At 66.5% G+C, this 22,678-nt stretch carries 17 protein-coding genes; 9 read left to right on the top strand and 8 right to left on the bottom strand.

Annotated features, from left to right (window positions below):
- The first annotated feature begins 262 nt into the window (after positions 1–262).
- Positions 263–1,462: a cation:proton antiporter gene (locus BUA36_RS04890; protein WP_371851425.1), complete on the top strand. Its 1,200-nt coding sequence runs from the start codon at positions 263–265 to the stop codon at positions 1,460–1,462.
- A 23-nt stretch (positions 1,463–1,485) separates the two neighbouring features.
- Here the strand turns inward: BUA36_RS04890 and BUA36_RS04895 are convergent, their stop codons facing one another.
- The 6 genes from BUA36_RS04895 to BUA36_RS04920 form a co-directional block, all read right to left on the bottom strand.
- Positions 1,486–3,456: a peptidase U32 family protein gene (locus tag BUA36_RS04895; protein WP_072781881.1), complete on the bottom strand. Its 1,971-nt coding sequence runs from the start codon at positions 3,454–3,456 to the stop codon at positions 1,486–1,488.
- Between the two features lie 117 nt (positions 3,457–3,573).
- Positions 3,574–5,184, bottom strand: a complete 1,611-nt coding sequence (locus BUA36_RS31510; protein WP_072781883.1) for a methyl-accepting chemotaxis protein — start codon at positions 5,182–5,184, stop codon at positions 3,574–3,576.
- A 103-nt stretch (positions 5,185–5,287) separates the two neighbouring features.
- Positions 5,288–7,489, bottom strand: a complete 2,202-nt coding sequence (locus BUA36_RS04905) for a hybrid sensor histidine kinase/response regulator (protein ID WP_072781885.1) — start codon at positions 7,487–7,489, stop codon at positions 5,288–5,290.
- Positions 7,470–7,823 carry an Hpt domain-containing protein gene (locus tag BUA36_RS04910; protein ID WP_072781887.1) on the bottom strand — a complete coding sequence of 118 codons (354 nt, stop codon included), beginning with the start codon at positions 7,821–7,823 and terminating at the stop codon, positions 7,470–7,472. The genes BUA36_RS04905 and BUA36_RS04910 overlap by 20 nt, the downstream gene beginning before the upstream one ends.
- A gap of 2 nt (positions 7,824–7,825) precedes the next feature.
- Positions 7,826–9,505 carry a sensor histidine kinase gene (locus tag BUA36_RS04915; protein WP_072781889.1) on the bottom strand — a complete coding sequence of 560 codons (1,680 nt, stop codon included), beginning with the start codon at positions 9,503–9,505 and terminating at the stop codon, positions 7,826–7,828.
- A 111-nt stretch (positions 9,506–9,616) separates the two neighbouring features.
- Positions 9,617–10,225, bottom strand: coding sequence for a response regulator (locus tag BUA36_RS04920; RefSeq protein WP_072781892.1), 609 nt, complete (start codon positions 10,223–10,225; stop codon positions 9,617–9,619).
- 164 nt (positions 10,226–10,389) lie between these two features.
- Between BUA36_RS04920 and BUA36_RS04925 the strand changes: the two genes are divergently transcribed.
- The 8 genes from BUA36_RS04925 to BUA36_RS04960 all read left to right on the top strand — a co-directional run bounded on the left by BUA36_RS04925 (position 10,390) and on the right by BUA36_RS04960 (position 20,280).
- A complete protein-coding gene (locus tag BUA36_RS04925) occupies positions 10,390–11,451 on the top strand; it encodes an HD domain-containing phosphohydrolase (protein ID WP_072781894.1) in 1,062 nt (353 codons plus the stop codon).
- Entirely contained in the window at positions 11,448–11,732 is a 285-nt protein-coding gene (locus BUA36_RS04930) for a helix-turn-helix domain-containing protein (protein WP_072781896.1), read from the top strand. Before BUA36_RS04925 ends, BUA36_RS04930 begins: the two co-directional genes overlap by 4 nt.
- A gap of 12 nt (positions 11,733–11,744) precedes the next feature.
- Positions 11,745–11,930 carry a hypothetical protein gene (locus tag BUA36_RS04935; protein WP_072781898.1) on the top strand — a complete coding sequence of 62 codons (186 nt, stop codon included), beginning with the start codon at positions 11,745–11,747 and terminating at the stop codon, positions 11,928–11,930.
- A gap of 97 nt (positions 11,931–12,027) precedes the next feature.
- A complete protein-coding gene (locus BUA36_RS04940; RefSeq protein ID WP_072781900.1) occupies positions 12,028–12,522 on the top strand; it encodes a PDC sensor domain-containing protein in 495 nt (164 codons plus the stop codon).
- Between the two features lie 60 nt (positions 12,523–12,582).
- Complete coding sequence (locus BUA36_RS04945) at positions 12,583–14,466, top strand: ATP-binding protein (RefSeq protein ID WP_139260348.1); 1,884 nt, start codon at positions 12,583–12,585, stop codon at positions 14,464–14,466.
- Complete coding sequence (locus tag BUA36_RS04950) at positions 14,463–15,074, top strand: ANTAR domain-containing response regulator (RefSeq protein WP_072781905.1); 612 nt, start codon at positions 14,463–14,465, stop codon at positions 15,072–15,074. Before BUA36_RS04945 ends, BUA36_RS04950 begins: the two co-directional genes overlap by 4 nt.
- A gap of 335 nt (positions 15,075–15,409) precedes the next feature.
- The gene (locus tag BUA36_RS04955; RefSeq protein WP_072781907.1) at positions 15,410–16,351 is read left to right on the top strand and encodes a diguanylate cyclase domain-containing protein; all 942 of its coding nucleotides are present in this window, start codon (positions 15,410–15,412) and stop codon (positions 16,349–16,351) included.
- Positions 16,348–20,280, top strand: a complete 3,933-nt coding sequence (locus BUA36_RS04960) for a PAS domain S-box protein (protein WP_072781909.1) — start codon at positions 16,348–16,350, stop codon at positions 20,278–20,280. Before BUA36_RS04955 ends, BUA36_RS04960 begins: the two co-directional genes overlap by 4 nt.
- Before the next feature lie 29 nt (positions 20,281–20,309).
- Here the strand turns inward: BUA36_RS04960 and BUA36_RS04965 are convergent, their stop codons facing one another.
- Both BUA36_RS04965 and chrA read right to left on the bottom strand, forming a co-directional pair.
- On the bottom strand, positions 20,310–21,428 hold the full coding sequence (locus tag BUA36_RS04965; RefSeq protein WP_072781911.1) for a sulfotransferase family protein: 1,119 nt from the start codon (positions 21,426–21,428) through the stop codon (positions 20,310–20,312).
- Between the two features lie 9 nt (positions 21,429–21,437).
- On the bottom strand, positions 21,438–22,676 hold the full coding sequence (chrA, locus tag BUA36_RS04970) for a chromate efflux transporter (RefSeq protein WP_072781913.1): 1,239 nt from the start codon (positions 22,674–22,676) through the stop codon (positions 21,438–21,440).
- Positions 22,677–22,678 lie beyond the last annotated feature (2 nt).

Below are 22,678 nucleotides of genomic sequence, written 5' to 3' on the forward strand. Positions count from 1 at the left end.
CGCCGCGCATTTTGCTACAGAAAATGTTTTCGCAGCGCACGAATGATTCAAGTATATGAAGGCGCTACGACATTGCCACATGGCAACGAACGTGAAGGTATATTGGGTGATATGACCTGTCAAGCAGATAAAACAACGTTTCCAAATACTGTTTTGGCGATAAAAACAAATGTTTTGCCAGATTTAAAACAGTCAGTTTATACTTTTTGCGTAGTGAAATTACATAATTACATAAGCTGGGGATACCTCGATGCATACTGCGATGACCACCACGGAGATTTTTCTCCTGGCAATGTTGATCATCTTTTCCATTCCTTATCTGGTCTGGCGCCTGTGCGACACCAATTACTATGCGCCGCTGGTGGTGGTGCAAATCATCGCCGGCATCCTGCTGGGACCCGGCGTACTGGGTTCGGCATTTCCGGATTACTACAAATTTGTGTTCACGCCACCCGTCATCCAGTCGCTGAACAGCATTGCCTGGTGGGCCGTGATGCTGTTTGTGATGATCGCGGGGATTGAACTGGATTTGCCCAAGGCCTGGGAGCACCGCCGCGAAAGCGTGATCACCGCCAGCATGGCGCTCGGCACGCCGCTGCTGTTTGGCTGCGTGGCGGCGCTGGGCATGTTGTCGTACAGCGGCTGGATCGGCCCCAACGGCAAGGACTGGCAATTCGTGCTGGGCGTGGGCATGGCGTGCGCCGTGACCGCGCTGCCGATTCTGATTCTGCTGATGGAGAACCTTGAGATTCTGCGTCAGCCTATCGGCCAACGCATCCTGCGCTACGCCAGCCTGGACGATATTGCCATCTGGGGCGTGCTGGCGCTGATCCTGCTGGACTGGACGCGCGTCGGCCGCCAGCTTGGTTTCCTGGTGCTGTTCGCACTGGCGGCGTGGGGCTTCCGCAAGCTCATGGCGCGCCTGCCGGAGCGCGACCGCTGGTATGTGTCGCTGATCTGGCTGGCGGCGTGCGGCTTTGCGGCCGACTGGGCCGGCCTGCACTTCATGGTGGGCGCCTTCCTGGCCGGTGCGGTGATGGACGCGCACTGGTTCGACCAGGAGAAAATGGACCTGATGCGCCACCATGTGCTGCTGGCGTTCATGCCGGTCTTCTTCCTGAGCACCGGCTTGCGCACCAACTGGGGCATGGGCGGTTCGGCGGTGTTCATCGCCGCAGCGGTGCTGCTGGTGGCGTCGGTGACGGGCAAGCTGCTCGGCGTGCAGATCGCCGGCAAGATCCTGAAATGGCAGCCGGGTGAGGCATCGATCATCGGCTGGCTGCTGCAAACCAAAGCGCTGATCATGATCATCTTCGTCAACATCCTGCTCGACAAAGGCATCATCACCAACGAGACCTTTACCGCCATGCTGTTGATGGCGGTGGCCAGCACCATGTTGACGGTACCTGCCGTCGCACCGAAGCTGCGGCAGGTGAAGGAGCTGATTTTCCGGACCAGCTAACGCCGGCCGGCGCCGTCAGCGTATCAGGCGCGCGGGCGCTGGCGGTGGAACACCATTGGGCTGTAAGGCACGTTGGACGGCGGCGCCGATTTCAGGATGCCCGGTTTCATGGCGCCGACCACGTGCATTTCGCATGGCTTGCAATCGAAGCGCAGCGTGTAGGTTTCGTCGCCACTGACCAGCGTCATCGGCTCTGCACGCACCTGGCCTTGCACGCCTTGTACACCCTTGGCCTGTTTCGGGCACAGGTTGAACGAGAAGCGCAGACAGTGCTTGGTAATCATCAGCGGCACTTCGCCCGCTTCTTCGTGCGCCTCGTAAGCGGCGGCGATCAGCTGCACGCCATGCTTGTGATAGAAGGCGCGGGCCTTTTCGTTGTAGACGTTGGCCAGGTAGCTGAGCTGGGTGTCCGGGTACACGGCCGGCGGCTCGGCGGCGGCCTTGCGTTGTGGGCGGTCCCAGCCGGCCAGGCGCACGGCTTCATGCGCTTCAATCGCTTCGCGGCGCAGCGCATTGATGGCGGCCGATGGCACGAACCATGGCTGCGACAGTTTCAGGTCCACGCTTTCAGCAGCAAACATGGTGTTGCCCAGTTTGGCCAGGCTGGCGCGCAGCGAGGCATCGGCCTGGTCGGCGTTCTGTGCCGGTTGCAGCGCGATGGCAGCGGTGGTCTCGCTGACGAAACCATCTTCATCGGTCAATGACAGACGCAGGCCCTGGCCTTGTTCGCTCAGCGCCAGATGCAGGCCGACCTTGCGCTCGGACGACTTCTTGTTCAGCGCAGCTTCCCAGTGGTGATCGCGGTTGCGGTTGACCGACAGGCCGACTTTCAGGCCGGTCAGCGCGCTGACAGCCTCGTTCGGGAACACGCGCCACACCTGGCCTTCTTCGTTTTGGTCCAGCTTCTTCACCACGTTGGCCTGCACGCCGTACACCTCGCGCTTGTGCAGATAGTTCAGGCCATCGCCGTTGGCCATGGCGTCGTTGGTGACAACGTCGAAATGGTCGGTGGCGATGCGGGTCACGGTGCCCAGCTCAACGCCCACGTATTTCGGGCTGTCGAAGGCGCCGATGTCATCCAGGCGGCCGTTGGCAAAGTAATCAGTGTGGCCACGATGGAAGGTCTTGTCGACGTCCGGCGTGAACAGGATGTTGGTGTTGCCGCTGGCAGCGCGCGTGAACTCGGTGCGGCGTTCGAGGATTTCGTCCAGCAGCAGGCGGTAGTGGGCGGTGATGTTTTTCACATAGCCCATGTCCTTGTAGCGGCCCTCGATTTTCAACGAGCGGATGCCGGCATCGATCAGCGCTTCCAGGTTGGCGCTCTGGTCGTTGTCCTTCATCGACAGCAGGTGTTTTTCATAAGCGACCACGCCGCCCTTGCTGTCGCTCAGCGTGTACGGCAGGCGGCAGGCTTGCGAGCAGTCGCCGCGGTTGGCGCTGCGGCCGGTGTCGGCGTGCGAAATGTAGCACTGGCCCGAGTACGCCACGCACAGCGCGCCGTGGACGAAATACTCCAGCGGCGTATCGACCTCGGCATGGATTTTCTTGATCTGCTCAATCGTCAGCTCACGCGCCAGCACCAGCTGCGAGAAGCCCACATTGCCCAGGAATTTGGCTTTTTCCACGGTGCGGATGTCGCACTGGGTACTGGCGTGCAGCTGGATCGGCGGCAGGTCCATCTCCAGCAGCCCCATGTCCTGGATGATCAGCGCATCGACGCCGGCATCGTACAGTTGCCAGATTTGCTTGCGTGCGGCTTCCAGTTCGGCGTCATGCAGGATGGTGTTGATCGTCACGAAAATGCGCGAACGGTAGCGGTGTGCAAACTCCACCAGACTGGAGATATCCTCGATCGGATTGCTGGCGTTATGGCGCGCGCCGAAGGCCGGCCCGCCGATATAGACGGCATCGGCGCCGTGCAAAATGGCTTCGCGGCCGATTTCGGCGGTTTTGGCGGGCGACAGCAGTTCAAGCTGGTGGGCTAGCAGTGACATGGCTTGATTCCTTACGTGTGAAGGCGGGAATTATAGCAAAATCAAGGCCTTAAGTCAGCTTTCCTGGTGCCGCGCGAGATCGCCGCCGGCAGCGCAATGCCGGCCAGCGACACGCTATCAGGCGTAGCCCAGCGCCGGACTTTTGCGCCGCGCGGGCAAGGCCATCACCTTGGCGGGGGCGGGCAGGGCGCGGGCGTCCGCCTGCAGGCGGAATTGCCCAACCAGCTGGGTCAGCGTATCGGCCTGTTCGCGCATGGCGACGGCGGCAGCCGCAGACTGCTCGACCAGTGCGGCATTCTGCTGCGTCATGTCGTCCATTTGCGTCACGGCCTCGTTGATTTGCTGGATGCCGGTACTCTGTTCGCGGCTGGCATCGGCGATTTCGCCGATCACGCCGGCCACGCGGCTGACGCTGTCGACGATGCGCTCCATCGCCACGCCGGCCTGTTCCACCAACAGGCCGCCTTGCTGCACGCGCGTCGAGGAGTCGTCGATGAGTGCCTTGATTTCTTTGGCTGCGCCTGCCGAGCGCTGCGCCAGGTTGCGCACTTCGGTGGCCACCACGGCGAAGCCGCGCCCCTGGTCGCCGGCGCGCGCCGCCTCGACTGCGGCGTTGAGCGCCAGGATATTGGTCTGGAAGGCAATACCGTCGATGACGCTGATGATATCGACGATCCTGGCCGATGCGGTACTGATGGCCGCCATGGTGTCGACCACCTGGCTGACCACCTGGCCGCCTTGTTGCGCGGTGCTGGCCGCCTCGCTGGCCAACTGGCGGGCCTGTAGCGCGCTGTCGGCATTATGTTGCACAGTGCTGGTCAGTTCTTCCATCGAGGAGGCGGTTTCCTCCAGGGCGCCAGCCTGCTGCTCGGTGCGCGCCGACAGGTCCAGATTGCCGCTGGCAATTTCGCTCGACGCGGTCTGGATCGCCTGGGCGCCGTGCTGCACCTCGCCGATGACGGCGGTGAGCTTGTCGCTCATCTGGCTCAGCGCGCGCTGCAGCTGTCCGATCTCGTCGCCGCTGGCGCTGTGGACGCGCGTAGTGAGGTCGCCGCCGGCTACGGCGTCCGCCAGCGCCACTGCGGCGCGCAAGGCCTGCACCAGTTGGCGCACCAGCACCACGCCTGCCACCGTGACGCCCAGTGTAATGATGGCAGCGATGGCGCTTGACAGCAGGATCGCATCATGGCGCGTCGCCGCTGCTTGCTCGGAAGCGTCTTCGGCCAGCTTGACGTTGTAGGCGCGGTGCTCTTTCATTGCCTTGTCGGCAGCCATGATGTGCGCCTGGATCGACAGCTGCTTCGCGCGCGCCGCCTCGATATTGCCGGCGGCCGACAGGGCCAGGACGGCGTCGCGCGCTGCATAGTAGCCGCGCAACGTTTCCCGGTCCTGTTGCAGCAGCTGGCGGTCATGCTCATCCGACAAATCTTCTTTTTGGTAGCGCGCCAGCGTTGCCTCGATGGCGGTTTCCTGCTTGCGGATTTCCTCCATCACGCGCGATTTCTCGACACCCTCCGTGCTCGCAATATGCTTCCAGACGTTGATCCGCATGCGGAACATGGCTTCGGCCGCGTCATCGAGGTGTTCGATGCTGGGTAGCGAGTTTTCGTTGGCGTAGTTGGCCGCGTGATACACCGACTGGATCTGCACCATGCCGACCGTTCCTAATGCAATGAGGCCGGCCACGGCAACGAAAATCAGGATATAGAGTTTTTTTGCGAAAGTCATGATGAGGCTCCACACGTTGGTTGCGGCGATTGCCGCTGTAAGAGCATCATGCCAAGAATATTTGATGAAATCAATTAAATTGATTAAATCGGTGGAATTAGTCTTATTGGGATTGCTGCTGTTGTTGTTTTGCATCATCATTATCAGGCACCCAGCGCGCCAGCACGCCGGCGAAGGCGGCCGCCGTGAACGGCTTGGTCAAATAGTCGTCGGCGCCGGCCGCGAGGCAGCGCTCACGGTCGCCTTCGACGGCGCTGGCGGTCAGCGCCACCACCGGGGTGCGGGTGCGCGCCTGGGCTTGCTCCCACAGCCGGAAGCGCCGCGTCGCCTCATAACCGTCCATCACGGGCATCATGCAATCCATGAGCACAATGTCATAGCGCTGTTGCTCCAGGGCGGCCAGCGCCTGCGCCCCGTCATGGGCTTCGTCGACCTCCCAGTCGAGCTTTTTGAGCAGGATGCTCGCCAGTAGCCGGTTCATTTCGGTGTCCTCCACCAGCAGCACGCGTTTGCCTGTGGCCGGCAAGGCCGGCGCCGGCGCCGGCGCCGGAACCGCCGCAGCGGATGTGCTGACGTAGCGCGAGGGCAATTCAATCCCAATCGTCGTGCCGACGCCAGGGGCGCTGACGCAATCCATCGCCCCGCCCATCAGGCTCACCAGGCGCTGACAGATTGCCAGGCCCAGGTCGGCGCCGTCATCGGTTGTCCCGGCTTGCGCCTGGCTGGTGGTGGCGAACCAGCGTGCCTGCATGGCGGCCGGGAGGCCGGCGCCAGTGTCACGCACCGCATAGCGCAGCAGCCATTGCTCGCCGTCGGGGCGGGCGCTGAACGTGACCTCGATGTCGCCGCGGTCGGTGAACTTGATGGCATTGTCCAGCAGGTTGCCCAGCACCTGGCGCACACGGCCGGCATCGCCTTCGACCAGGCCGGGCGGTGCGCTGCTGCGGCACGTCATGCGCAATCCCTTGCGCGCCGCGCCCGGACGGTGCAGGGCCACGGCCTGCTCGACCAGCAGCGCCGCATCATACGGCTGGAGGTCCAGCGTCATCTGGCCCGATTCGATGCGCGAGAAGTCGAGCACATCGTTGATGATGTGCAGCAGCGCCAGCGTACCCTGATGGACGTTGCCGGCGTAATTGCGCTGAGTGGGGCTCAGTTCGGTATCGAGCAGCAGTTCGGACATGCCCAGGATCGCATTCATGGGGGTGCGGATTTCATGGCTCATGACGGCCAGGAAGCGCGACTTGGCGGCGCTGGCCGCATCGGCGCGCGCCTTGAGCGCCAGCGCATGGTCGGCGTCGCGCTCGCGTCGACGCAGCAGCCGGGCCACCAGCCAGAAGGCCGCCAGCGTGACTGCGGCGCTGGCCAGCGCCACCGCACCGATCAGGTGCATGCTGGTGCGCCAGCCGGCAAGCAGGGTGCCCTCGCTGACACTGGCGCTCAGCAGCACGGGATAGTCGCGCAGCAGGCGCACCGCGCTCAGGCTACCGGCCGGTTCGTCGCCGCCGGTGTGGAGGTCGGGCGTGCGGACCACGTCGTGCTGTTTGCCGCTTGCCAGTAGCTGGTGCGCGGCACTGTCGCGATGCAGCTTGCCGGTGGCGGCCGGCAGCTGCGGCCAGCGCGCCAGCAGCGTCAAGTCCTGGCGATACAGCGCGATCGCGGCCTGGCCATTCAGGCTGGCGGTGCGAAACGACTCGCTCAACGAGTCGCACGCGAGGCCGACCACCACCACGCCGGCGAACTGGCCATGGTTGTCGTCGAGTCGCTGGCTCACATAAAACAGCCAGCGGCCGTCGCCCGGGTCGCGCTCCGGCGCGCTCAGGAACGGCTGGCCGAGCGCATGACGGCGGTGATAGCGGAAGTAGTCCTGCGCGGCGACGCTGGCTGGCGTTGCCGGATAGCCGCGCGTCGAGGCGCGGATCTTGCCACTGGCATCGACGATATGGGCGACGGCGACGTGCGGCAGCATCGCCGCCTGGTCGCGCAGGCTGCGATACACCGCCACGCTGGCGATGTCGTCGGCGTTGCTGTGCGCCAGGCCGGCCAGGCTGTCCAGCAGCAGATGGCCGGAACTCAATGTTTGTGCAACATTCTCCGCCAGCACCTGGCTCAGGTTGTCCAGATCCAGGCGCCAGTCGGCTATCTCATGCTCGCGCAGCAGCCACGCCGAGCTCGCCATGGTGAGGGCCAGCAGCGTCAGCAGCGCTGCACAGATCAGCGCGGCCAGCTGGCGCGCGCTCGGACGCAGGCGCTGGCTGGCCACGGCCGCACCGGTGGCGGGCGCCTCAGGCGGCAATGCCGTCATCTTCAACGCTGGCGCTCACTTCAGTCAGCACTTGCACGAACAGCTGGCCTAATTCGGTGGCCTCGGCCGGCTGTTGCGCGCGCGCCGCCAGTTCCAGGGTCTGCAACAACGTCGTCAGGCGATCGGCCCCGACCAGCGTGGTCATGCCTTTGAGCGCATGGCTCAGGCGGCCGATGGCGGTATAGTCGGCGCGCTGCAACGCCCCGACCAGCTGCCGGAACAGCTCGGGCGCGTGCTCCATGAACGTCTGTGACAAGACGCGGAAGGTGCTGCGGTCGCCGGCCAGGCGCATGAGCACGGCCGGATCGATCTGTTGGTAGCTTGCGGTGTGCATGATTAAGCCTCCTCGCTCAGGATAATGGCGCCGGCCGGTTGTTGCAGGCGCAGATAGGGCAGGGTGACGACAAACACCGTGCCGTCGTTATTGCTGCTTTCGAGCATGATGGTGCCGCCCATGAGCTGGGTCAGGCGGTGGGCGATCGCCAGGCCAAGGCCGGCGCCGTCGCGGCCGCGGCTGGCGCTGTCGTCGGCCACGGTAAATTGTTCGAACAGGCGCGCGCGCACCGCTGGCGGTATGCCCGGCCCGGTATCGCAGACGCGGAACACCAGCTGGTTCGGGGCGGCGCGCACCAGCAGCCGCACGCTGCCGGTGCTGGTGACTTCCACCGCGTTGCGCAGCAGAATGTCCAGCACGCGCAGCAGTTTGGCGCGATCACACACATAATGGCGTGGCAGCGTGCTGCCCAGGTCCAGTTTCACCGCCAGGCCTTTGGCCTCGGCTGCAACGCGCTGGGCGCTGACGACGCGCTGCGCCATCTCGCCGACCTGCTCCTGGCGCAGGTCCAGCGTGGCGTGGCCCGACTCCAGGCCACTGAGCTCCAGCACGGCTTCGACCAGGCCCAGCAGGCGCATGCCGCAGGCGTGGATGCGGCTGGCAAAATTGCCCTGCTTGCTGTCGCCAAGCTCCCCCTGCAGCAATTCGGCATAGCCCAACACGCCGTTGAGCGGGGTGCGCAGTTCATGCGACATATTGGCCAGGAAGCGCGACTTGGCCAGGTTGGCGGCGCAGGCCGCCTCACGGCTGCGGATCAGGCGCCGCGTCAGCACACTCAGCATCGCGGTAAATGCCAGCACCACCGCGCTGGTCAGCGTCGCCAGTGACAGCGTCAGGCGCTGGTGCTCGACTAGGCTGGCCAGGCGCTCCTCGCGGTCCAGCCCCACCAGCGCATACAGCGGCAGCCCCGGCAACGGGGCAAAGCCATAGAAGCGCGGCCGGCCATCGATGGGACCGGCGTACTCGCCGCCGCCGCCGCCGCGCAGCATGGCGCCAAACACGGTGCTGGCGCCGATATTCTGGCCCAGGCTGTCCTGTTGGCCGACCCGCCGCGCGCGCACCACGCCGTCGGCGCCGACCAGCGCCACCGAGCCCTGGCGCCCGACGTCGACCTCGCCGTACAGCTGGGTGAAGTAGAGCGGGTCCAGCGACACCACCACCACGCCGCCGTAGCGGCCGTCGGCCATGGTGATGCGGCGCGAAATTTGCAGCGACCATTTGCCGGACACCCGCCCCAGCACCGGCGCGCTGATATACAGCAGGTCGGGGCTGTTGGGGCCATGAATGCGGATGTGGGGACGGTCGGCCAGGTTGGTCGGCGTGAAAGGCTGACTGGACAGTACGACATTGCCTGCGGGGTCGACGATGGAAAACAGGTGGTATAGGCGGCCGGCGCCCAGGCTGCTTTTGAGTTCGTCGCTGACTTTCAGCTGGCGCCCCTCGGCAGCGTAGCGCTGGCGCAGGAATAACGCGGCCTGATCGGCGGCGAGCACGGTGCGCGCCGCATGTTCGCTGAACAGGCGCACCAGGTCGCGGCTTTCGCGTTGGGCGGCAGCGCGCGCCTGGTGTTCATCGTTGTCCAGTTGCCACAGCGTCAGGCCCCAGATTCCGGCCAGTAGCAGCAGGGCAAAGGCCGTCAGCGCCCAGCGCGTGTCGCCATATTTCTGTACGGATTGCCACATGGTGTGCTCCCGTGGCCGGCCACCGCCCGAGATGGGTGGCGTACCGCCGGCCTGTTAGGTACAGCATGCTTCAACTAGCGATATTTGTCAAATTTAATTAATTCGGTAAATTCATTTGGCATCGCGCGCCACTTGGGCGCAACAGGCCCGCAAATAGCCGCGCAATTCGTCATAGTTGACCGGCTTCTGGAAGAACACCACGCCGCGCGGTACGCCGCCGCGCTGCTGCAGTGCGGCGCGATCCAGGCCTGACAGGATCGCAATGTGCATCGGCCGCAAATGGGAGTCGGCCAGCAGGGTGTTAATCAGTTCATAGCCATCCATGCCTTCCATCATGATGTCGACCAGCAAGATGTCGGGCTGGCGCCGCGCCACTTCCAGCAGCGCCTGGTAGCCGTTGTCGCAGAAACCCAGCGTGGCGCCCAGCTCCCAGCTGCCGATCTGCTTTTGATACAGCTGACGCTGCATGGGGTTGTCCTCGACGATCAGGATGGCGGCGCCCGCTTCAGTTGGCGGCCGCGCCGGCATCAGTTCGGTGCCCGCTTGCAGCTTGTACGCCATCACCGCAGCCAGCGGGATGCGGCGGTGGCCGCCCTTGGTCTTCCAGGCTTCGATTTCGCCGGCCTCCACCAGTTGTTGCACCGTGGAGACAGAAATGCCCAGCAATTCCGCGGCCCGCTGCGTGGTGCAGACTTCCTCTGTTTGTATTGCACTCTTCATAGTACCTGTTGTCACCAATAAACTACAGCAAGAATTAAAAATACCAAATATACCGATTTCGATAAAAATTAAGGCATAATCGGTTTTACTGACGAATGACTTTTCCCGACGCCATTATGCCGCTGAACCCGGCAAGCGCCTAGAGGAATCCGAAAGGAGCCGCAATGAAAGTGCTGGTCGTAGATGATAACCAGATGAATCTGGACCTGTTCTGCCACATGCTGAGCATGCTCGATGTGGCGAAACCGCTGCCCATGCAGGACGCGGCGGAAGCGCTGGCCTGGTGCGCACACCGCACGCCCGACCTGGTGGTGATTGATTATATGATGCCCGGCATCGATGGCCTCGAATTCCTGCGCCGTTTCCGTGACCTGCCCAATATGCGCGAGGTGCCGGTGGTGATGGTGACCGCCGACACCGAGGTGGGGGTGCGGCACCAGGCGCTGCGCCTGAGCGCGAATGATTTCCTGACCAAGCCTGTCAACAGCATCGAGTTCAATGTCCGCATCGGCAACTTGCTGGCCTTGCGCCAGGCCCAGTTGCAGCTGGCCACGCGCGCCGAGGGCTTGGCGCAAGCGGTGCGGCGCGCAACCGCAGCCATCGTGGCGCGGGAGCAGGAAGCCATCCACCGGCTGTCGCGTGCCGCGGAATTTCGCGACAACGATACCGGCAGCCACCTGTTGCGCATGGCCGCCTACGCGCGCCTGATCGCGCAGCGGCTCGGCCTGGACGCCGCCGAGTGCGACCTGATCTGCGAAGCGGCGCCGATGCACGATATCGGCAAAGTCGGGATACCGGATGCGGTGCTGCTCAAACCCGGGCCGCTGACGGCGGAAGAGCGCGCCATCATGCAGCGCCATCCGCAGATCGGCGCCGAGATCCTGGCCGACAGCGAGTCGGCCCTGCTGCAGGCGGGCGCCACCATCGCCATCAGCCACCACGAACGCTACGACGGCGCCGGCTACCCCCATGGCCTGGCAGGCCAGGCGATTCCCCTGTATGGGCGCATCGTCGCCGTGGCCGATGTGTTTGACGCGCTGACCACGGCCCGGCCCTACAAGCCCGGCTGGGACCTGGCGCGCGCGGTGGACTATCTGCACACCCAGCGCGGCGGCCATTTCGACCCGGCCTGCGTCGACGCCCTGCTGGCCGAGCTGGACGCGGTGCTGGTCATCCAGCGCCGCTTTCACGAACCCACCCCAACGGTAATGAGGAGTGCAGCATGAGTAGCGAGAAACCCGATCCGGCCGCAATCGCGCACGGCGCCTGGCTGACCCACTGCCTGCTTGACGGCGTCATGGCGCGGCAGAAAATCAAGAACGACGCCGAGCTCAGCCGGTGCCTGCGGCTGGCGCCGTCGAGCATCAGCAAAATCCGCCGCCGCCGGGTGCCGGTCAGCGACGAGGTGCTGTTGCGCGTACATGACGCGTTCGATATCCCGATTGCCGAACTCAAGCAGTTGCAGGCGCGGCAAATGCTGCTCGACCAGCGACATCACCTGACCTGAACGGAGGCTGTCATGCATGAACCAACCGAGGCGGCTGCGGTGGCGGCCGTGTTGCAACAACTGTGGCGCTGGCGGCTGATGCAACGCCATAGCCTGCAGGTCGGCGGCCAGGTGCAGGCGCGCGAACGCCGCCAGCGCAGCGCCCAGGTGTGCTCGGCACTGCAGCGCTATCTCTACCGTTTTGATAGTCAACGCTAAGGTCGCGCCGGCGCAACATCGGGCCGCTTGGCCGCCAAAAAAAGCGCGGCAAAAGACGGGGCTGGTGCTATCGTGAACACTCATACCGGATAGCAAGATGCCTGATTCCAACCGTTCCCGCACCCTGATTGCCGCCACCGGCGCGGCGCTGTTGCTGACCATCGCCAGCGCGCTGGGGATTGCGCTGTATCAGGCGCGCGATAGCGAAATTGCCGAGTGGCGCGACCAGCTCGACGGCACCGCCCTGCTGCTGGCGGAGCAGACTGCGCACGAGATGAGTGCGGCTGATCTGATGCTCGACGGCATGCTCGAGCGCATCCGCCTGCTCGGCGTCGAGGACGGCGCCACGCTGCGCGCGCGGCTCGGCGACGAGGCCGAATTCCAGCGTCTGCTGGACCGCAAGCGGGTGTTGCCGCAGATCGACGTGGCCACCATCGTGGCGGCCGACGGCCAGGTCGTCAACTTCACGCGCAGCCACCCGGCGCCCGCCATCAGCCTGGCCGACCGCGACTATTTCCAGGCCCACCGCGCCTCGCCCGAGCTTGGCCTGTATGTGAGCAAGCCGGTGCGTAACAAGGGCAATGGCGCCTAGACGTTTTATCTGTCGCGCCGTATCAGTGCGCCGGCCGGCGAGTTCCTGGGGGTGGTGCTGGTGGGCGTGTCGAGCCGGCAGATCAGCGATTTTTACGGCAAGATCCGGCTCAGCGAAGGCTCTGCCGTGACGCTGTACCGGCGCGACTTCACGGTGCTGGCGCGCTGGCCGCACAATGATGACGTCATGGGGCAAATCAACCGCAATGGCAGCAGCTTTGACATCATTGAACGCCAGCGGCGCGAAGCCGGCACCGCCGTGGTGTCCACGCCGCGGCTGGCGGACAACGGCCGCACGGTGACACGCATGGGGGCGGCCCGGCTGATCCCGAACTACCCGCTGGTGATCAATATCAGCGTGCCGGAAGACGTCTTCCTGGCCCAGTGGCGCAACTTTGCGCTCCAGCTCAGCGCGGTGGGCGCAGTGTGCAGCCTGGCGGTGCTGGCGGCCTGCCTGATCGTGCTGCGCGCCATGCGCAAGCGCGACGGCGCGGTGCGCGAGCAGCGCACCCTCAAGGCTGAAGCCGACGCCGCCAACCGCGCCAAGTCGGCCTTCCTGGCGATGATGAGCCATGAGATCCGCACCCCGCTGACCGCCGTGATCGGCTTCGCCGAGCAGCTCGAGCATGCGGGGCGCGCGGAAACGAGCGAGCTGGGCCGTATTATCCTGCGCAACAGCCAGCATTTGCTGTCGCTGATCAACGACATACTGGACATGTCCAAAGTGGAGTCGGGCAAGCTGGTGCTCGAAAGCGTGGCCTTCTCGCCCGAGGAGGCGCTCAATGCGGTCAGCGCGCTGATGCGGACCTCGGCGGCCCAGCGCGGCATTGCCTACCAGGCTGCCATGCACGGGCCTTGCCCGGCGGCGTTGCTGGGCGATCCCACGCGCTGGCGCCAGATTCTGCTCAACCTGGTATCGAATGCGATCAAGTTCACCGAGTACGGCGAGGTCGAGGTGGCGGTCTGGTACGACAGCGAGGCCCAGTTGCTGGGCTGCCGGGTGCGCGACACCGGCATCGGCATGAGCGAGGACCAGGTGGCCGGCTTGTTTACCCCGTTCACCCAGGCCGACAGCAGCGTGGCGCGGCGCTTTGGCGGCACCGGCCTGGGCCTGTATCTGGTGCGCCAGCTGGCCAGCGCCATGGGCGGCGGCATCCAGGTCGCCAGCGTCAAAGGGCAGGGCACCACCATGACCGTGACGATCCGCGCGGCCGTGGCGGCCGCGCTGCCCAGCGTGGCCGCCAGCGCGGCTGCGCCCGGCCAGGTCGCGGGGCGGGTGCTGGTGGTCGAGGACGGTGCCGACAACCGCCTGCTGATCAGCAAGCTGCTGCAGCGCATGGGCGCCGAGGTGGCCTGCGCTGCCGACGGTGAGCAGGGGGTGCAGAGCGCGCTGGCGGCCTTGCCCGACCTGGTGTTGATGGATATCCAGATGCCGATACTGGATGGCCTCGGCGCCACGCGCCGCCTGCGCGAGGCCGGCTTCCGCCGGCCGATCGTGGCGCTCACCGCCAATGTGCTGGCCGAGGACCATGCACGTTACCGGCAGGCCGGCTTTGATGACTGGCTGGCCAAGCCGATCGAGCGGGCCGCATTCGAGGCGGTGGTGGCGCGCTATCTGCGCCGGCTGGCGCCGCTGACCAGCTTTGAGGATCTGCCCGAGTTCCAGCCCATGGTGCAGGCGTTCCGCGACGGTCTCGGCGCGCGGGTGGCGCAGTTGGCCGAGGCCCTGGCGCGCGGCGAGTGGGCGGCGGCACAGATGGACGCCCATGCGATCAAAGGCTCGGCGGCCACCTTTGGCTGCCCGGACAGCGGGGCGCAGGCGGCCGCGCTGGAACTGGCCTGCCGCAACGGCGACACGCCGCAGGCCATGGCGGCGCTGGCCCGCTTGCGCAGCGCCAGCCAGCGCGAGGCAGGCGGGCCGGCGCTGCTGGAGGCGGCGCCATGAGCCTGCACGGCGACAGTGCGCCGCTGGTGCTGCTGGTCGATGACGACCTGCCGATCCTGGGCCTGCTGGCGCGCACGCTGGAGGCGGCCGGGCTGCGGGTGCGCCTGGCCAGCAGCGGTGCGCAGGCGCTGGCCTCGCTGAGCGATGCGGCGCCGCCCGAGTTGGCCGTGCTGGACATCACCATGCCGGACATGTCCGGGCTGGAACTGGCCGCGCGCATGGATGGTGTGCCGCACATGTTCCTGTCGGCGAACGACGAGCAGGACGTGGTGGAACAGGCCGCCCGCAGCGGCGCCGTGGGCTTCCTGCGCAAGCCGATCGACCTGGCCCAGTTGTTGCCGGCGGTGCGCGCAGCGCTGGCGCGCGGGGCGGAAATCCGCGGCTTGCGTGCGGAAGAGCAGCGTCTCGGCCAGGCCCTGCGCGAGGGACGCGAAACCGGCATGGCGATCGGCTTGCTCATGGAGCGCTACCGGCTCGACCAGCTCAGCGCCCTGAACCTGCTGCGCGACCAGGCCCGGTCGCACCAGCGCCGCCTGAACGACGTCGCGCGCGAGTTGCTGGCCGCCGCCGATACCTTGAATGCGCTGGGTGGTCCGCTGCGCAAATGAGGCGGCGGCGCCACAGCCGCGCGAAAAGCCCGGGAGATTATTGGTTTTGGGCAATTTGTTGTGGTATGCTGACACGGTCGATCACTGCCGTGCGCGGTGCCCGGTACCGCCCCCTCCTGCGGTACTGAGCGCGCACAGCCCAGGCTGGCCTGCCCCCTTGTCCGGGCCGGATACAGCTGACGCGGCCCCTTCCCGCCGCTCCCCGAACCGCCTTCCGCGACGCCTGCCTGGCAGCGGCGGATGGCTTAGCAGGAGCGTGTCATGTTTCGTTTGATTTCCCCCCAAGTAATGCGCAGCCGCGCGGCCATGGCGCCACGGCGCTTGAGGAGTACGCCATGGGCAGCATGATGGCGTTTCCGGCGCCGGCGCCGCCGTCGGCGCGCGCCACCGTGCTGGTAATCGATGACCAGCCGCTCAATATCCAGACCGTCTACAGCATGCTGTCGCAGCAGTACGAGGTGTTGATGGCCACCAGCGGCGAGGCCGGCATTGCGCTCTGCCTGGCGCAGCAGCCCGACATCGTGCTGCTGGACCTGGTGATGCCGGAGGTCGATGGCATGCAGGTGGCGGCCCGCCTCAAGCAGGATCCGCGCACCGCCGCCACTCCGCTGATCTTCATTACGGCCAGCACCGATGCGCAGGAGGAATCGGCCTGTTGGCAGGCCGGCGCGGTGGACTTTGTGAGCAAGCCGCTCAATCCGCTGACCTTGCGTCACCGGGTGCAGGTGCACCTGACGCTGCGCCGTCAGGCCGACGCGCTGCAGCGGCTGGCCTACCTGGATGGCTTGACGGGCATCCCCAACCGCCGCTATTTCGATCAGCAGGCCGACACCGCGCTGGCGCTCGCGCGCCGCAGCGGCGAGCCGCTCACGCTGATGCTGGGCGACGTCGATTTTTTCAAGCGCTACAACGATCTGTATGGCCACCAGGCCGGTGACGCTTGCCTGACCCAGGTCGCGGCCGCATTGCAGGCGGGCTTGCGCCGCCCCGGCGACTTCGTGGCCCGCTACGGCGGCGAGGAATTCGCGCTGTTGCTGCCGGGGCTGGCACAGGCCGACGCCTTGCGGCTGGCGCAGCATCTGTGCCAGCAGGTCAGGGCGCTGCAATTGCCGCACGCGGCCGGTACGGCGGCCGGAGTGGTCTCGCTGAGCCTGGGGGTAGCGTGCGGCGATGGTCATGCCAGCGTGGCCGACCTGCTGGCGCGCGCTGATGCCCAGCTCTACCTGGCCAAGGGCGCCGGCCGCGACCGCGCCTGCCTGGACGCGGTCGCGCCATGAAGCCCGCGCGCGTCGGGCGCCGTTGGCGCGCGCCCGTGCTGGTGGCGCTTGCCGGCCTGCTGCTGAGCGGTGCGGCGGCGTGGTACCAGACGCTGCAGAACCAGCGCCTGATGCAGCAACGCCTGCAGGCGGTCGGCGCGGCGGCGGCGGAACACATGCAGCAGCATCTGGGGCGCTACCAGGATGCCTTGCAGGGATTGCGCGGCGTGGTGCTGACGGCCGGCCCGGCCCGCATGGGGCAGGGCGAACTGAATCTCTATCTGGCCAGCCTGGCGCCCGAGCGCGAACTGGGCAGCGCGCGCAGTTTCGGCTTTGTGCGGCGCGTGCCGCGCGAGGACGAGGCGGCGTTTGTGCGCGAGCAGCGCGCGCGGCAGCCTGATTTTTATGTGAGCGAATTCAGCCGTCACGCGCACAGCCGCTACGTGGTCCAGGCCTACCGCGCGCTGGACGGCGGCCAGCCCTTGCAGGGACTGGACCTGGGATCGGAAACCCTGCGCCGGCTTACCGCCGACCTGGCCGCAGCGGCCGGCGAGGCGCGCCTGACGCCGCCCGTGATGTTGTACGGCAGCGGTGAAGTGCGGCCGGCGTTTTTGCTGGTATTGCCGGTCTACGCCGCCGGCGCCGTGCCGGCGCCGGCGCTGCGCGCAGCGACGCTGGTGGGATGGACTTATGCGGCCTTGCGGATTGAAAAGGTGGTGCAGGATGTGGGCGCTGAAGCGGCCGGGCTCAGCATCAGCCTCGAGGATGTGACGGGGCCGACGCCGCTGCGGGTGCTGCCGCGCCTGGACGGCGGCGCGCGCGACGTGCTGCGCACCAGCACCACGCTGCACACCTATGGCCGCCGCTGGCAGCTCACGGTGGAAGGCGGCGAGGCCTACACCATGCGCCAGCATTTGCCCTCGCCGGCCGTGGTGCTGGCCGCCGGGCTGGTGATGACGGCTGCGCTGACGGCGCTGCTGGCGGTGGCCGCAGCCGGCCGCCAGCGGCGCGACGAGGCGCTGGCCGGACAGGCGCGGCTGGCAGCCATCGTCGATAGCTCGGCCGACGCCATCATCGGCAAGGACATGCAGGGCCGCATCACCAGCTGGAATGACGGCGCCGAGCGCCTGTTCGGCCACAGCACGGCGCAGGCGCTGGGCCGTACCGTGGCCGAGTTGCTGGTGCCGCCCCATCTGCAGCATGAAGAGCAGGCCATCTTGCGGCGGCTAGCGGCCGGCGAGACGGTGACCGACGTCGAGACCCAGCGCCTGCACCGCGACGGCCATGTGGTCGATGTCTGGGTCGCGGTGGCGCCGGTACGCCACCCGGACGGCAGTGTGATCGGCGCCGCCAAAACGGTGCGCGACATTACCGAACGCAAGGCCGCCGAACTGCGCGTGCGCGCCGCCAACGCGCGCCTGGAAGATACCGTGGCGCAGCGCACGGCGCAACTGCGCGACACCAATCTGATCCTGAGCAATGTGCTCGATGCCGCCACCGGCGTGGCCATCATCGCCTGTGCGGTGGACGGCAGTATTACCGTGTTCAACCGCGGCGCCGAGCGCATGCTGGGTTATTCGGCTGAGCAGATGCTGCACGGCGCCACCCCGATGCGCTTCCACGATCCGGGGGAACTCGCCGCGCGCGCGGCCGAACTGAGCGAACAGGAAGCCCAGCTGGTGGGGCCGTTCCGTGCGCTGGTGCTCGGGGCCGAGCGGGCCGGCGCCGAGACGCGCGAATGGACGTATATCCGCCAGGACGGCAGCCGCCTGGCGGTGTCGCTGATCGTCACCGCCATGCATGATGCGCACGGTAGACTGAGCGGCTACCTCGGCGTGGCCATGGACATCACCCAACGGCGCGAACTGCTGTCGTCGCTGCAGCGTGCCAAGGAAGAAGCGCTGGCCGCCAGTGCCGCCAAGTCGAATTTCCTGGCCAATATGAGCCACGAAATCCGCACCCCGATGAATGCCGTGCTGGGCATGCTGCAACTGGTGCAGGCCACCCCGCTGGCGCCGCGCCAGCGCGACTATCTGAGCAAGGCCGGCAGTGCCGCGCGCGCGCTGCTGCAACTGCTCAACGATGTGCTGGATTATTCGAAGATCGAAGCCGGCAAGCTCAAGCTGGACCCCCATCCGTTCGACAGCGACGCCATGCTGCGCGATCTGGCGGTGGTGCTGGGTGGCAACCAGGCCGGCAAGCCGGTGGAACTGATTTTTGATCTCGATCCCCGTCTGCCCGCAGTGCTGATCGGCGATCGCCTGCGCCTGCAGCAGATTCTGATCAACCTGGCCGGCAATGCGCTCAAGTTCACCGAGTGTGGCGAGGTCTGCGTCAGCGTGCGGGTGCTGGCCGGCACCGAAGGCTGGTTGCGCTTGCGGGTGGCCGTGACCGATAGCGGCATCGGCATCAGCACCGAGCAACAGGCGCGTATTTTCGACGGCTTCACGCAGGCCGAAGCGTCGATTTCGCGGCGCTATGGCGGGACCGGACTGGGGCTGGTAATCAGCCGCCGTCTGCTGGCCCTGATGGGCAGCACGCTGCAACTCGATAGTGCGCCAGGGCAGGGCAGCTGCTTCTGGTTCGAGGTCGACCTTGGCTGCGGAGCGCTGGCGCCGGCACCGGCGCTGCCGGGCCCGACGCTGCTGATCGCGCATGCCCACCACGGGGCCGGTAGCGCGCTGCAGCGCATGGCGTGCGGACTGGGCTGGCAGGCAACGCTGGCGGGCGATGGCCTGGCAGCCGTGCAGGCCATGTCCTTGCAGCGCTATGATGCGGTGCTGCTGGATCAGGCGCTGGGCCAGCGCGCCGCGCTGGAACGCCAGGTGACAGCGTGCGGCATGCCGCTGGTGCTGCTGACGCCGGCCTGCGAGACGCCGGCCAGCGGCGAAGTGCTGAGCACGCCGGCGACGCCGCACATGCTGGCGAAGGCGGTCCAGCGGGCGCTCGATGGGCCGGTGGCGCCGCCGCAGCTGGAGCCAGCGCCGCAGCGCTTGCTGGGCATGCACATCCTGCTGGTGGAAGACAACCCGCTCAACCGCGAGGTTGCCGGCGAGTTGCTGGGGCACGAGGGCGCCCAGGTGACGCTGGCCGACAACGGCCGTGAGGGCCTGGACTATCTGCTGGCCGCGCAGCTGCTGCCAGATGTGGTCCTGATGGACATGCAGATGCCGGAAATGGACGGGCTGGAGGCGACGCGCCGCATCCGCACCGCGCTGGGTCCGGCGCTGCGTATCGTTGCCATGACCGCCAACGCCGGCGAGGCCGATCGCGCCAGCTGCCTGGCGGCCGGCATGGATGATCACGTGGGCAAACCGATCGACCTCGAGCAACTGGTGCGCTGCCTGCTGCGCTCGGCCGCACCAGCGCCGCTGCCGAGTCCCACGCTGGACGGCGACGAGGCGCCGGCGCTGGTGCTGGCGCGGTTTGGCGGCAACGACAGCCTGTACCGGCGGGCGCTTGACGGCTTTGGTACGCAAAGTCGCGAACTGGCGGCGCAGGCGGTGGCGGCGCTGCGCAGCGGCGAGCGTGCGGAGGCAGGCGCGGCGCTGCATACCTACAAGGGTCTGGCGGCGACACTGGGCGCGCGCGGGCTGGCGGCGCAGGTCAGCGCGCTGGAGCAGGCGGTCAAACGCGGGGAGACCGATGACGCCTTGCTGGCGCAGACAGCGGCATTGCCGCAGGCCGGCCTCGACGCCACGCAGCGCCTGCGCGCCGGATTGGCGCCGGCGCCAGCCCCGCTGCCGGCCACGCCACCGGCACTGCTGTCGCCGCTACCGCTGGACGAACTGGCGGCGCTGCTGGCGGCCGGCAATTTGCGGGCGCTGGACTGGGTGACGCCGCTGGCGGGCAGCACGGATGCGCAACTGTGCCGATTAGCCCAGTCCATCCAGGCGTTGGATTTCACCGCAGCGCAGGAGCTGCTGCATCAGCAGATGGCGGCGCTGTGACCGCGATCAGCCGCCGGCACAGCCCATGCCTAGTCGCTGACCTCAAACGCGGCGGGATCAAGCTCGCTGAGACGCACCGGCGCACTGCCGTGCATCATCGACGCTGGCGGCTGGCTCAGGCGGGCGCGCAGCTGGGCCAGGTAGTCGGCGCGGCAGCGGCGCAGCACGTAATCGCGGAAATTGTCCTGTTCCAGGTCGCGCCAGGCGCGTGCGCGGCCGGCGTCGGAACGGGCTACCGCTTCGGCGCGGCGGCGTGGTGACAAATCGGCATCACCGCTGGCCAGCCGGGTATAGCCGTAGCGGTCCATATAGTCGCCAGTTACGGTTTCGATGAGGTTGATGTCGTCCGCCGACAGCTGCTGGCGGAATTTGTCGATATTGGCGACAATCGGCGGATAGCAGTTGGAGGACCATAGTGCCGATAGCTGTGCAATTTGCCTGGCCTCCTGCGAGGCGCCGATATCGAGCATCTGCGGCTGGAAGTCGATGCCGAGGAAGTGGCACAGGGTTTCCAGCGTGGCGCGCTGCTGGGAGACAAAATCTTCGTAGCGGATGGTGAGCACGCGTTCCGGATAGCGCTGCATCACGTGGTCGGCGGCCCGGTGCGCGGCCAGCCAGGTTTCCGCGTTGAGATGGGTGTCAAAGTCGTGAATGATGGCGCGGTTCATGGAGGCTACCTGGGCGCGCGGATCGCGCACCACGTTGATGAACAGCATGGTGGGCAGTAGCGCCATGAGTTCGTCGGCGTAGTGGACATTGTCGAGCGACTTGTCCATGACCACGCTGGCGCCTTGCTGGGCGCCGGCGCGCAGTAGCAGCTCCCAGTGGATGCGGTGGATGCTGCGCGGCTGGTGGCGTAGCGTTTCAAAAATCTCAACGGGATCAAAGCTCATCTGCGGCCACTTGACCATGCTGACCGCCTGCAGGCCACACAGGTCGGTGACCAGGCGGAAGTACTGGCGGTCGTCGCGCAGGTCGCCATACAGCGGCAGCAGCGGCATGAAATCCACGATGTGCAGCGGGTAGGGCGAATAAAACTGCGGCGCCCTATTCAGCCGCAGCCGCAGCGCATGGCTGCCGCAGCGGCGTAACGGGATCATCATGACCGGGCGCGGGGCCTGCTCCGCCGACTGGGAATGGGTATGCATGCAACTCTCCTAGAAAAACAGCCAGCCAGACAGTGCTGCGCACAGCACCACCACAGCGGCATCGACACGTAAGCGCAGCAGCGCAAACAGTGCCGCTAAACAGACCAGTACAGTGGCCAGGTGTAGCGGATGGCTGCAGCTGATGGTGACGGCGGCCGCAAACACCATGCCCGACAGCGCCGCGCGCATGCCGCTGAGCGCCGCCTGCACGGAAGTGCTGCTGCGGATGCGCTGCATGGCGCCGCTTGCGGCCACAATCAGCATGGCGCTGGGGACGAACATGCCGATGCTGGCTGCCGTTGCGCCGGAAAAGCCGGCAACTTTCAGTCCGATCAACGCGGAGCTGATCATCGCTGGACCGGGACTGAGCTGGGTAAGCGCCAGCGCATCGGTAAATTCGGCCGGCGTCAGCCAGTGATAGGCTTCCACCACCGTGTGCTGGAGCAGCGGGATGAAGACATAGCCACCGCCAAACGCCAGCAAACTCATACTGGAGAACACGCCGAGCAATTGCAGCAGGATGGGCGATGCGCTCAGCAGCGCCAGCGCGGCAAGCGGCGCGACCAGCAGCATCGCCAGCCGTTGTGGCCAGCGGCGACGCGTGCCTTGCGGCGCCGCCAGTGGCGCGCGGCGGGCCAGCGCTGGCGACGGGGCCGACCGACCACCGTAGCTGTGATAGCCAATCGCGGCTGCCACGGCCATCACACTCAACGTCGTTGCCAGTCCCGGCTGCCAGACCATCACCAGCGCTGCGCCCACACCCAGAGCGGCCTGCCGGCGGTCATGTACTGCGCCTTGCCACAGCCGGCAACCGGCTGCCAGCACGATTGCGACGATCGCCGGCGCGATACCGGCAAATATGGGGCGCAGCGCATCGCTGCTGCCGTAGCGCAGATACAGCGTGCCCAGGGCCACCATGCAAAAAAACGCCGGCAAGACCGCGCACAGCAAGGCGATGATAGCGCCGGCCACGCCACGCAGGCGGTAGCCCGCATACGCCGCGACATTCACCGCAACGGGACCGGGCAGCACGGAGGCCAGCGCCAGGCCATCCAGCAAATCCGCCTGCGGCAGCAGGCGGCGCCGTTCGCATAGCACCTGCTGGGTAACGGCCACCATCGCCATGAAGCCGCCAAACCCGGTGCAGCCGATGCGCAGGAACAGCAGTGCCAGCGTCCACAGGCTGACTGGCGCGATGGCGCGTTCCGGCGCTACTGCCGCCTGCATGCTGAGCGGGTCAGGCCGCATGG

This window comes from Duganella sacchari, from assembly GCF_900143065.1.
Taxonomy (GTDB): Bacteria; Pseudomonadota; Gammaproteobacteria; order Burkholderiales; family Burkholderiaceae_D; genus Rugamonas; species Rugamonas sacchari.

Coding starts and splice junctions, on each gene's coding strand:
- BUA36_RS04890 (WP_371851425.1), top strand. CDS start 263: ATGACCACCACGGAGATTTTTCTCCTGGCAATGTTGATCATCTTTTCC.
- BUA36_RS04895 (WP_072781881.1), bottom strand. CDS start 3,456: ATGTCACTGCTAGCCCACCAGCTTGAACTGCTGTCGCCCGCCAAAACC.
- BUA36_RS31510 (WP_072781883.1), bottom strand. CDS start 5,184: ATGACTTTCGCAAAAAAACTCTATATCCTGATTTTCGTTGCCGTGGCC.
- BUA36_RS04905 (WP_072781885.1), bottom strand. CDS start 7,489: ATGACGGCATTGCCGCCTGAGGCGCCCGCCACCGGTGCGGCCGTGGCC.
- BUA36_RS04910 (WP_072781887.1), bottom strand. CDS start 7,823: ATGCACACCGCAAGCTACCAACAGATCGATCCGGCCGTGCTCATGCGC.
- BUA36_RS04915 (WP_072781889.1), bottom strand. CDS start 9,505: ATGTGGCAATCCGTACAGAAATATGGCGACACGCGCTGGGCGCTGACG.
- BUA36_RS04920 (WP_072781892.1), bottom strand. CDS start 10,225: ATGAAGAGTGCAATACAAACAGAGGAAGTCTGCACCACGCAGCGGGCC.
- BUA36_RS04925 (WP_072781894.1), top strand. CDS start 10,390: ATGAAAGTGCTGGTCGTAGATGATAACCAGATGAATCTGGACCTGTTC.
- BUA36_RS04930 (WP_072781896.1), top strand. CDS start 11,448: ATGAGTAGCGAGAAACCCGATCCGGCCGCAATCGCGCACGGCGCCTGG.
- BUA36_RS04935 (WP_072781898.1), top strand. CDS start 11,745: ATGCATGAACCAACCGAGGCGGCTGCGGTGGCGGCCGTGTTGCAACAA.
- BUA36_RS04940 (WP_072781900.1), top strand. CDS start 12,028: ATGCCTGATTCCAACCGTTCCCGCACCCTGATTGCCGCCACCGGCGCG.
- BUA36_RS04950 (WP_072781905.1), top strand. CDS start 14,463: ATGAGCCTGCACGGCGACAGTGCGCCGCTGGTGCTGCTGGTCGATGAC.
- BUA36_RS04955 (WP_072781907.1), top strand. CDS start 15,410: ATGGGCAGCATGATGGCGTTTCCGGCGCCGGCGCCGCCGTCGGCGCGC.
- BUA36_RS04960 (WP_072781909.1), top strand. CDS start 16,348: ATGAAGCCCGCGCGCGTCGGGCGCCGTTGGCGCGCGCCCGTGCTGGTG.
- BUA36_RS04965 (WP_072781911.1), bottom strand. CDS start 21,428: ATGCATACCCATTCCCAGTCGGCGGAGCAGGCCCCGCGCCCGGTCATG.
- chrA (WP_072781913.1), bottom strand. CDS start 22,676: ATGCGGCCTGACCCGCTCAGCATGCAGGCGGCAGTAGCGCCGGAACGC.